We start from the raw sequence: 9667 nt of genomic DNA, 5'->3' as shown, positions 1-9667 counted from the left end.
GGGGTGGGGAGGTACAGGGGCTCGCCAGGAGAGTGTCTGGCCAAAGGCAGATATGCCTGCGAAGAGCTTCCGGGCGTGCATCGCGCACCCGCGCTCCCCTTCTGATCGGCAGCTCTTGCTGCTACTGGATGGGGTAGAAGGAGTACAGGGTGACGGTCAACACGACAACGCCGATCTGTTTCGGCGGCACGGGATATCCGGGCAACATCAGGCCAGGGGGAACGACGAAGGTTCCGACGCAGAAATTCGGTGCGATGGTGCAGTTTCCATCGGTCGACGAAAACGGCTGGTCGAGAAAGAAGGGGTGAAAGCCCACGCCGGTCTGCACGCCCAATGTGCCATCAGATTTCAGGGTGATGGTCCATCCCGCCAGGTTGGCGGTTTCTTGCGAGGCATGCGCTCCCTGATTGGAAACCCCCTGCAGGTTCCTGGCAACGAGGTCCCCGGCGGGATCGAGCGCGAACGAGCCGGAAACGGTTCTCACGAGTGCGGCTGGATGGCTGGTGTCGCCAGGGCTCTGTGCGGTCAGGGTGACATACGCATTTGCCTGCTGGCCGGCAGGCGCATTCTTCAGGTACTGCAGAATTTCGTTGTAGAGAACCGGGGATGCCATGGCGTCTTCCTCCGTAGTTGTTGAATTGCCCTGATGCTCCGGTGAGAGCGCGGGCAGCTCCCTTGTTGACCCATTCGCCCATTCGAATGTGGTGCCGTCGGATTACAACTCCGCGCACGCCGCCGATCATGAGGTTGCGATGATGAAGTCGTTAGGGAGTGTCGGGTTCGACCTGCGGCGCATCGCGTAGCGCATTGATTCCGCGGGCGCCAACCGGGGCATGGAGGGTTTGATGCCCCGTGACGATCAGGCGAATGGGCATGGAGCCCGCTGCCTGGTGACGGTCAGGAGCGGCGCCTCGATTCAATTCCTGGGTGCAGCATTCGCCAGCGCCCCGGATTCACGAGCAGGGGCGCACGAAACCGCGTTGTATGCCGAAAGAGGATGTTGATGCCAGGTGCTTCGATGTCGCCTGTTGTCGCAAACGGCGCATGGCACGCCGGGGACGTGACCAGGGGAAGTCGCTGGATCCCGGCTTTCGCCGGGATGACGGGCGGGTCAGGGCGCTCCGATCAGGGCGCCCGCTTCAACGCCAGCACGGCGTTGAGTCCCCCGAACGCGAACGAATTGCTGAGCACTGCGCGTACCGGCATTTCGCGTGCGGTGTTCGGCACGTAGTCGAGGTCGCAGGCGGGGTCGGGCTTGTCGAGGTTCGCGGTGGGCGGCACCACGTTCTCGCTCAGTGCGCCGATGGCGGCGACCAGTTCCAGCGCGCCGGAGGCGCCCAGGGCGTGGCCGTGCATGGACTTGGTGGAGGACACCGCGAGCTTGTCGGCGTGTTCCCCGAAGGCGAGCCGGATGGCGCGGGTTTCGGTGCTGTCGTTGGCCTGGGTGCCGGTGCCGTGGGCGTTGATGTAGTCGACGTCCCCGGGGTTGAGCCCGGCTTCTTCCAGTGCCTGGCGCATCGCGGAGGCGGCGCCCTCGGCGCTGGGCATCACGATGTCGCTGGCGTCGGCGCTCATGCCGGTGCCGGCGAGTTCGGCGAGGATGGTGGCGCCGCGCGCCCGCGCATGTTCCAGCGATTCCAGCACGAAGATCGCGGCGCCTTCGCCCAGCACCAGCCCGCGCCGGTTCGCGCTGAACGGGCGGCAGGTGTCGTCGGACAGCACGCGCATGGCTTCCCACGCGCGCAGCGCGCCGTAGCTGAGGCAGGCCTCGGTGCCGCCGGTGACGGCCACGTCGGTCATGCCGTAGCGGATCATCTGCGCCGCCTGGATGATCGCGTGGTTGGCCGAGGCGCAGGCGCTGGCCACCGCGTAGGTGGGGCCGCGCAGGCCCCAGGCGATGCTGATGTGGCTGGCCGAGGCGTTGGTCATCAGCCGCACGATGGTGAGCGGATGGGTGCGCGTGGCTTTTTCGGCGTAGAGCCGGCGGCTCTGTTCGTCCTGGGTGAGCTCGCCGCCCACGCCGGTGCCCACCACCACGGCGGTGCGCTGGCCGAGGCCGTCGCGGGCGAAGTCGATGCCGGAGTGCGCGATGGCCTCGCGTGCGGCGTGCAGCGCGAACTCCGAGGTGCGGTCGAGCAGGGGCAGGGTGCGCTCGTCGATGCCGGTGGCGGGGTCGAAGCTGTCCGGCACCTGGGCGGCGACCTTCACGCGCAGCGCGTCGCCGTCCTTGTGGCGCAGCGGGCCGATGGCGCTCCGGCCTTCGCGCAGCCCCTGCCACAGGGCCTCGGCGCCGACGCCCTGCGGGCTGACCGCGCCCATGCCGGTGATGACGACCCGGCGTGTTTCGATGGTGGGCATTACTTGTCGCCTTCGCCGCCGGCAGCCTTTTCGTCCAGCCCCTTCTGCACGGCGTCGACCAGGCTTTGCGCGGTGTCGCTGTCGAAATTGGCGCCCTGCTGCTCGGGGAAGTGGATGTCGAAGTGCTCCTCGATGTCGAAGATCAGCTCGATGGCTTCCAGCGAGGCGATGCCAAGATCCTTCAGCGTGGACTCGGGCTTGACGTTCGCGACATCGACCTTGGCTTGCTTGGCGATGATCTCGAACACTTGCTGCTGGGTCGTACCGGTCATGACGGGATCCTTGGTGGCAGGCGACAATAGGCGGGCCCGGGCCGGGGGTTCCGGCACGGGCCCGTCCTCTACAGTCTAGGCAAACTCGCTTACTCATGCCTTTCATTTCGCAACTGGAGCCGGATGCGCTGCTCGCGGCCTTCATGGCCGAGCCGCCGATCGGCTTCGCCGTGGCGCGCTCGCCGCAGGGCATGCCGGGCTTCGTGGCGCCGTTCGACCTGCTGACCACGGCCGACGACGCGCTGCGCCGCCGCGCCGCCACGCTGCCGCTGGCGCGCCACTGGCGCCGCCTGATCACCTGGCGCACCCGGTTTGCCGGCACCACCGTGTCCGAGTACGCGCCGCTGCCGCCGGAAGTTGCGCCCGCCGACCTCGCGAAAGGACTGAAGGCGGCCTGGGGGCGCGAGTGCCGCCTGCTGATCGTGAAGGACATCGCGCAGGATTCGCCCCTGCTGAGCGACGCCGAAAACGCCCGCGCGCGCGCCTTCGCCCAGGCCTGCGAGGCGGAGGGCTTCGTGCTGCTGGAGGGGCAGGCGCTGGCCTATGTGCCGATCGATTTCGGCTCGGACGACGACTACCTTGCCAGGCTCAGCTACAGCCGGCGGAAGAACATCCGCCGCAAGCTGCGTTCGCGCGCGAAGCTCGACATCGAAATCGTGCGCACCGGCGATGCGCGCTTCCACGACGAGGCGACGCTGGCGGCGTACTACGCGCTGTTCGACAACGTGTACGCGCAGAGCGAGATCCACTTCGATCGGCTGAGCCTGGATTTCTTCCGCCGCGTGCTGCGCGACGCCGAAAGCGGCGGCGTGGTGTTCGTGTACCGGCACGAGGGCAGGATCATCGGCTGGAACCTCTGCTACGAACACGGCGGCAAGCTGATCGACAAGTACATCGGCTTCGCCTACCCCGAGGCGCGCGACCACAACCTCTATTTCGTGAGCTGGATGCACAACCTCGGCTATGCACGCGAGCGCGGCCTGACGCACTACGTGGCCGGCTGGACCGACCCCGAGGTGAAGTCCTTCCTCGGCGCCAGCATGACCTTCACCCGCCACGCGGTGTACGCACGCAACCCGCTGCTGCGCGCCCTGCTGCGCAAGCTGGGCGGCCATTTCGAGAGCGACCGCAGCTGGCAGGACGCGGCGGAGAAAGACGATGAGTGAATGCCACGCGGCGAGGTGCGCCCAGGTGAATCACTCTCCCTTCGGGAGAGGGTGCCGACAGGCGGGTGAGGGTACGCCCGGAGCGAGGCATTGCACTCTTGCCGAACCCTCACCCCAACCCCTCTCCCGGCGGGAGAGGGGCTATGTGGCGAGGCACGCATGAACGTCGCCGCGCAACGTCCGGTCGTGCTCGACATCGACGCCTCGGTCGGCCCGCTGCCGGACGGCCTGGTGCTGCCGCTGGCGGAATGGCAGGAGGCGATCCGCTTCGGCTGCTCGCTGGCCACCATGCGCCGCTTCGGCGCATTGCTGGAGCGGCAACTGCCCGCGCACTACGGCACGGTGTTCACCGGCTCGGGCGATTTCCATCACCTGAGCTGGCCGCTGATCGCACGCCTCAAGCCCGCCGCGCCGATCCAGGTGGTGGTGCTGGACAACCACCCCGACAACATGCGTTTCCCGTTCGGCGTGCACTGCGGTTCCTGGGTGCGCCGCGTGGCCGTGCTGCCCTTCGTCGAGCACGTGCACGTGCTTGGCATCACCTCGCACGACATCGGCGCGGGCCATGCGTGGGAGAACTATCTCAGCCCGCTGCTGCGCGGCAGGCTCACGTACTGGAGCATGGGCGTGGATACGAGCTGGTCGCGCCGGCTGGGCATCGCGCGCGCGTTCCGCGGTTTCGACACGCCGGATGCACTGGTCGATGCCTTCGTGGAACAGCAGCGTACGCAGCCGCTGTCGAGCTACCTCACCATCGACAAGGACGCGTTCGCGCCCGAAGTCGCCCGCACCAACTGGGACCAGGGCCGCCTGCAGCTTGCCCACGCGCTGGCCCTGATCGGCAGCCTGCGGCCAGGCCTGGCGGGCAGCGACATCAACGGCGAGGTCTCGCACTACCGCTACGCGACGTGGTGGAAGCGCAAGCTCTCCGCGATGGACGAGCAGCCCGAGATCGACACCGCGCAGCTCGCCGGCTGGCAGGCACAGCAGCACGCGCTGAACCTGAAGCTGCTGGACGCGATCGCGGCCCGCGGCGGCTGACCGCAGGCCGCGTTGCGGCGTTCGCGATCAACCCTGGCTGGAGCCGGTCACGGTCACGCCGGCAGCGGCGGGATGTTCGACCGGCGCGGCCATCGCGCTCGCCGGCCAGATCCCCAGGCTGCGCCCGAAATACGGCTGCTTGTACAAGGCGCCGGGCGTGTTGCCGTAGTCGCTGTCGTTGCTGATGATCCAGCCCTGCGGGTGCGCCTGCGCCCATGCCGTCACGGCGGCGGGATCGCGGGTGGCGGGAATGGGCGCGGTGAGCCGGCCCGCGAACGTGAGCAGGCCGTACTGGGGGCCCACGAACAACATCGGCGTGCCGCGGAACTGCGCCTCCGCCACGTGCTGGGCGATCGCGCGCACGTCGTAGCGGGGGCCGATGCTGAGCACGAAGGCCAGCTTGCACAGCATCACCGCGGCCAGCGTGCCCAGCGCGATCGCACCGGCGGAAAGCGGGCGCCGGGCGCGCAACAGGTACGCCACGCCCAGCAGCATCACCAGCGCGCCGCAGATCACCGCGCCGGTGGCCGAATCGGGCGCTTCCCGCCAGCCCAGGCCCAGCGCGATGCCCAGGCCCACGGCGACGAAGGTGGGGCCGGCACGCCAGGCGACGATGCGCCAGCGCCCCGCGGCGATGCGCTCCCCCGCGAACAGCGCCAGCGGCGGCAGCAGCGGCAGCAGGTAGTGCGGCTGCTTGCCGCTGATCAGGCTGAAGATCACGAAGCCGGGAATCGCCGCGGTGGCGGCGAAGCGGGCCACACCGCTGGTCGGGGCTGGCGCAGCCGACGCGCGGCGCGCCATGCACAGCGCCCATGGCAGCGCCATCGCGGGCAGCACCGGCAGGTACCACCACCATGGGCGCGCGTGCGCGAAGCTGTCCACCACGCGGCCCACCGTCTGGCCCAGGAAGATCGCGTCGGCGTAGGTGGAACCGCCGACCCGCGCCGCGGGGATCGCCCAGGCCAGCGCCAGCAGCGCGGCGCCTGCCAGCGCGGCGAAAAGGCGCAGGTAGAACGGCGCCGGGTGCTTGCGCAGCGCGGGTTCCCAGTACGGCGCGAGCAGGGCGGGCAGGCCGCCCACCAGCAGCGCGACCGGGCCCTTGACCAGGATGCCGGCGCCGAACGCCACCGCCATCGGCAGCGCGGCGCGCGGCCAGTGCCGTCCGGCCAGTGCCGTGGTGGTGCGCCAGGCCGCAAGCGTGCAGACGGTGAGCAGCAGGTCGAACATGATCACGCCGGCGTAGATCGCCAGCGCCATGCAGCCCAGCCAGAGCCATTGCGCGGTTTTCACCGCTTCGGTGCCGGCGCCCAGCCGCCGGCCCAGCGAGCCCAGCAACGGCAAGGTGGCCAGCGCCAGCAGGATCTCCAGCAGCCGCACCGCCCATGCGTGCACGCCGGTCACCGACCACACCAGGTTGATCAGCCAGAACAGCAGCGGCGCCTTGTCCGGGTATGCGACGCCGTCCAGCGAGGGCACCAGCCACTGGCCGCTGGCATGCATGTTCCATGCGACGGCGAGGTAGCGCGTCTCGTCGATCGGCACCGGGAACAGGAAGAACACCGACGGCAGCAACAACAGCAGCGCGGCGATGCGGTACAGCGGCCGATCCCCGCTGGGATGGCTGGGGATGGGCTGGGGCAGCGTCACGGGGGACTCGCTGGATGGCATGGAAACATCGTGGGGACGTCGAACTTATCCCGTCATGATGGCGTGGCGGGCATTTCACGCCCATGAAGGATTTGTGTAGAACGTTCCGGGCGAAGATCGCAAGGCGGGCGTTCAGACCTGCGCGAGCACCTCGCAGATGGTCTCGATGTCCGTGTCGGTCACCCACGCGCTGTTGCCGATGCTGAGGCTGCGCGCCGCAAAATCGCGGGCGTTCGGCACCGCGGCCGCCGGCACGATGCCGTCCAGGTAGGCGTAGTCGGGCAGGGCGTGGATGAACAGGCGGCTGACGCCGTAGCCGGCTTGCCACAGCTGGTCCAGCGCGGCATCGCGGCGGCGCCGGTCGGGCAGCAGCAGGAAGAAGAACGGCCAGGTGCCGTGCGTGCCGGCGGGGTCGTCCAGCACGGTGACGCCGGGCACCGCGCGCAGGCGCGGCAAGTAGCGTTGCGCGCGAGCGCTGCATGCCTCGATGAAGGCCGGCAGGCGCCTGGCCGCTTGCGCACCCACGCCTTGCCGCCAGCGGCCCACCGCGTGCAGCGGCAGCGGCAGCGAAAAATCGTCGCCCACCGCGGCCACCGGATCGCCCCTGCGCAGCGCGCGGCGCAGCGGGTTGCCGTAGGCCAGGCGCAGGCCACGCGGCCGGTACAGCGCGGCGTAGCCAAGCAGCTCCACGCTGCGGCGCAGCTCCCAGCCCAGGCTGGGCGGCGCGATGCGTGCGGCGGTGCGCGCCATGCGCTCGCGCAGTTCGGGGTCGCGCGCGGCGAGCAGGCCGCCCTCGTAGATGGAAAGCCCCTTGCCCGCGGCAAGGCTGAAGAAACCGAGGTCGCCGGCCAGCCCCACGCTGCTGCCGTCGCGTCGCGCGCCCAGCGCCTGGGCGGCATCCTCGATCACGAAGGCGCCCACGTTGTTGGCCACGGCGAGCGCGTCGTCGACGTCGGCGACGCGGCCGGCGAGATGGGTCGGCAGGATCGCCAGCGTGCGCTCGTCGCAGGCGGCGCGCAGCGCATGCGGCTCCATGTCGTAGTGGCCGGGGCGCAGGTCGCACAGCACGGCTTCCAGCCCGGCCTGGTGCACCGCCAGCGGCACCAGCGGACAGGTGTAGGCGGGCATCACCACGCGGCGGCGCGACGGCTTCAGTTCGCGCAGCGCGGCCAGCGCGATCAGCAGCGCGGCGGTGCCGGAACAGGCGAGTTCCAGCGGCGGCGTGCCCAGCAGCGCGGCGATGTCGGCGGTCAGCGTGGCCGGACCCGGGCGCAGATCGCCGAGCTTCAGCGGCAGGCCGGCGGTGGGCGGCAGCTCCTGGCGGCGGCGGGGCAGCATGCGCACGCGAGGGATTTCAGGCCGGCGCCGAGTCGCCGTCCGCCTCCGGCTCGTGCTCGCGGCTTTCGGCGAGGCCCAGGCAGACGATGCCGGCGACGATGGCGACCGCGCCGAGCACGCGCGGCAGCGTGAGGTGCTCGTCGAACAGCCACACCGACAGCAGCATCACCGACACCACTTCCAGGTGCGAGGCGGCGAACGCGGGGCCGATGGGCGCGTGCTTGAGCAGGCTCATCCAGGTGAAGAAGGCGCCGACGTAGCCGACGATGGCGCCGTAGATCCACGGCGCCCCGAACACGCGCAGCAGCCAAGCCACGTCGGCCGTGACCGGCAGCGCGTGCGTGCCGGCGTACTTGAAGCTGACCTGCGCCAGGGTGTCGAAGGTCATCAGCAGCCCGAAGCCGATGAGGTAGAACCAGCCGCGCTTCATCCCGCCACTCCCACGATCGCCACGCCCAGCGTCACCAGCAGGATGCCGGCGACGCGCAAGCGGGTGAGCTTCTCGCCGAACAGGAAGCGGCCGGCCACCATGATCGCCACGATGTTGATCGAGCCCAGCAGCACGCCGTCCGAAAGCGGCACCAGAGAGAGGAAGGCGATCCACACCAGAAACTCGATCACGTAGCTGCCTATGCCCAGCCACAGCCAGGGACGCGCGGCCATGTGTTTCCAGCGCGCCAGCCCGTCGCCGGCATTCTTGTCGCCGGCTGCGGCCTTGAACGCGAGCTGGCCGCCGGTGTCCAGCACCACGTTCAGCACCCACAGCGCCGCGACCAGGGGCGTGATGGAACTCGCGGCCTCCATCTCAGGCCGCCACGCGCTGCGGCAGGTCGGCTGCGGCGACGCGGTCGAAGAACGCCGCGGAGCGCTCGATCAGCGTGCGACGCTCCTTGTCGATGGTGATCATGTGGTAGCTGTCGTCCAGCAGCAGCAACTCGACCGGCGCGCTGACCTCGCGCATCACCAGTTCGGCGTTCCTGATGCTGGCCACGTCGTCCTCGCTGGCGTGCGCTACCAGGCAGGGCGCGGTGACCTGCGAGAGCTGGCGGCGCACCGTGGCGGACAGGTCGTACATCTCCGCCAGCGAATACCAGGGATTGCCCGGCAGGCCCGCGGCGGCGCTGTCGCCGCCCAGCATCGCGGCGCTGATCTGCGCACGCAGGCGCTCGTCGCGGATGCCGTAGGGCGGCTGTTCCATGAAGCTGCGGTTGCGGCCGATGCCGACCTTCTTCAGCAGCGGCAGCATGAAGGACATCCGCGCCAGCCGGGGAATGCTCCAGCCGTCGTAGCGGAAGGTGGCGCCATACACGCCCACGCCGGCGATCTGCTCCGGGCGGTCGGCGGCAAGCTTGAGCGAAAGCAGGGCGCCCATCGACAGGCCGCCCACGAACAGGTGGTCCACCTTCTCGCGCAGCGCGTCGGCGGCCTTCTCCACGCTGGCGTACCAGTCGCGCCAGCCGGTGGCGAGCAGGTCGTCGGCATTGCCGCAGTGCCCGGCCAGCTGCATCCCGTGCACCGTGTAGCCGGCGCGGTTCAGCCCCTTGCCCAGCAGCTTCATCTCCATCGGCGTGCCGGTGAGCCCATGGATCAGCAGCACGCCGCTGCGGCCGCCCTCGAAGAAGAAATCGGTTTGCTGGATCACGCGCGACACCCAATACGAATCGAGCCGCGTGGGCGGCTTTTCAGTGGGGGAGCTTCGCAGGGGGCGGTTTCCTCAGTCTTTCGACTGGTGCCTCTTTGGGCTGTTCCTGGGCCGCTGTTCGGGGATTCAAAGCGGTTTCGTGCCGCTGACGCGGCCCGAGTCACTTTTCTCTTGCGTGGCCAAGAGAAAAGTAACCCAAAGAG

The 9667-nt window shown here is 69.5% G+C and carries 10 protein-coding genes; 2 read left to right on the top strand and 8 right to left on the bottom strand.

Features of this window, described 5'->3' with window-relative positions:
- Positions 1 to 121 precede the first annotated feature (121 nt).
- From PCA_RS10675 to PCA_RS10665, 3 genes are all read right to left on the bottom strand, one after another.
- On the bottom strand, positions 122 to 613 hold the full coding sequence (locus tag PCA_RS10675) for a hypothetical protein (protein WP_181302596.1): 492 nt from the start codon (positions 611 to 613) through the stop codon (positions 122 to 124).
- A gap of 512 nt (positions 614 to 1125) precedes the next feature.
- Positions 1126 to 2358, bottom strand: a complete 1233-nt coding sequence (locus tag PCA_RS10670) for a beta-ketoacyl-[acyl-carrier-protein] synthase family protein (protein WP_181302595.1) — start codon at positions 2356 to 2358, stop codon at positions 1126 to 1128.
- A complete protein-coding gene (locus tag PCA_RS10665) occupies positions 2358 to 2630 on the bottom strand; it encodes a phosphopantetheine-binding protein (RefSeq protein WP_181302594.1) in 273 nt (90 codons plus the stop codon). Before PCA_RS10665 ends, PCA_RS10670 begins: the two co-directional genes overlap by 1 nt.
- A gap of 95 nt (positions 2631 to 2725) precedes the next feature.
- Here PCA_RS10665 and PCA_RS10660 point away from each other — a divergent pair, with 95 nt between their 5' ends.
- Both PCA_RS10660 and PCA_RS10655 read left to right on the top strand, forming a co-directional pair.
- Positions 2726 to 3796 carry a GNAT family N-acetyltransferase gene (locus PCA_RS10660; RefSeq protein WP_181302593.1) on the top strand — a complete coding sequence of 357 codons (1071 nt, stop codon included), beginning with the start codon at positions 2726 to 2728 and terminating at the stop codon, positions 3794 to 3796.
- A 159-nt stretch (positions 3797 to 3955) separates the two neighbouring features.
- Positions 3956 to 4837: a hypothetical protein gene (locus tag PCA_RS10655; protein WP_181302592.1), complete on the top strand. Its 882-nt coding sequence runs from the start codon at positions 3956 to 3958 to the stop codon at positions 4835 to 4837.
- A 27-nt stretch (positions 4838 to 4864) separates the two neighbouring features.
- On the opposite strand, the gene PCA_RS10650 is transcribed toward PCA_RS10655, so the two are convergent.
- From PCA_RS10650 to PCA_RS10630, 5 genes are all read right to left on the bottom strand, one after another.
- Positions 4865 to 6484, bottom strand: coding sequence for a glycosyltransferase family 39 protein (locus PCA_RS10650; protein WP_343204436.1), 1620 nt, complete (start codon positions 6482 to 6484; stop codon positions 4865 to 4867).
- A gap of 132 nt (positions 6485 to 6616) precedes the next feature.
- On the bottom strand, positions 6617 to 7822 hold the full coding sequence (locus PCA_RS10645; RefSeq protein ID WP_181302636.1) for a DegT/DnrJ/EryC1/StrS family aminotransferase: 1206 nt from the start codon (positions 7820 to 7822) through the stop codon (positions 6617 to 6619).
- Between the two features lie 16 nt (positions 7823 to 7838).
- Positions 7839 to 8252 carry an EamA family transporter gene (locus PCA_RS10640; RefSeq protein ID WP_181302590.1) on the bottom strand — a complete coding sequence of 138 codons (414 nt, stop codon included), beginning with the start codon at positions 8250 to 8252 and terminating at the stop codon, positions 7839 to 7841.
- Positions 8249 to 8626 carry an EamA family transporter gene (locus tag PCA_RS10635; protein WP_181302589.1) on the bottom strand — a complete coding sequence of 126 codons (378 nt, stop codon included), beginning with the start codon at positions 8624 to 8626 and terminating at the stop codon, positions 8249 to 8251. The genes PCA_RS10640 and PCA_RS10635 overlap by 4 nt, the downstream gene beginning before the upstream one ends.
- Position 8627: 1 nt before the next feature.
- Positions 8628 to 9464: an alpha/beta fold hydrolase gene (locus PCA_RS10630; RefSeq protein ID WP_181302588.1), complete on the bottom strand. Its 837-nt coding sequence runs from the start codon at positions 9462 to 9464 to the stop codon at positions 8628 to 8630.
- Between the last annotated feature and the right edge of the window lie 203 nt (positions 9465 to 9667).

This window comes from Rhodanobacter sp. PCA2, assembly GCF_013620825.1.
Taxonomy (GTDB): domain Bacteria; phylum Pseudomonadota; class Gammaproteobacteria; order Xanthomonadales; family Rhodanobacteraceae; genus Rhodanobacter_A.
This window is presented reverse-complemented; position numbering and strand designations above follow the sequence as displayed.

Excerpts from the sequence above, each read along its gene's own strand:
- PCA_RS10675 (WP_181302596.1), bottom strand. The coding sequence starts at position 613 with ATGGCATCCCCGGTTCTCTACAACGAAATTCTGCAGTACCTGAAGAAT.
- PCA_RS10670 (WP_181302595.1), bottom strand. The coding sequence starts at position 2,358 with ATGCCCACCATCGAAACACGCCGGGTCGTCATCACCGGCATGGGCGCG.
- PCA_RS10665 (WP_181302594.1), bottom strand. The coding sequence starts at position 2,630 with ATGACCGGTACGACCCAGCAGCAAGTGTTCGAGATCATCGCCAAGCAA.
- PCA_RS10660 (WP_181302593.1), top strand. The coding sequence starts at position 2,726 with ATGCCTTTCATTTCGCAACTGGAGCCGGATGCGCTGCTCGCGGCCTTC.
- PCA_RS10655 (WP_181302592.1), top strand. The coding sequence starts at position 3,956 with ATGAACGTCGCCGCGCAACGTCCGGTCGTGCTCGACATCGACGCCTCG.
- PCA_RS10645 (WP_181302636.1), bottom strand. The coding sequence starts at position 7,822 with ATGCTGCCCCGCCGCCGCCAGGAGCTGCCGCCCACCGCCGGCCTGCCG.
- PCA_RS10640 (WP_181302590.1), bottom strand. The coding sequence starts at position 8,252 with ATGAAGCGCGGCTGGTTCTACCTCATCGGCTTCGGGCTGCTGATGACC.
- PCA_RS10635 (WP_181302589.1), bottom strand. The coding sequence starts at position 8,626 with ATGGAGGCCGCGAGTTCCATCACGCCCCTGGTCGCGGCGCTGTGGGTG.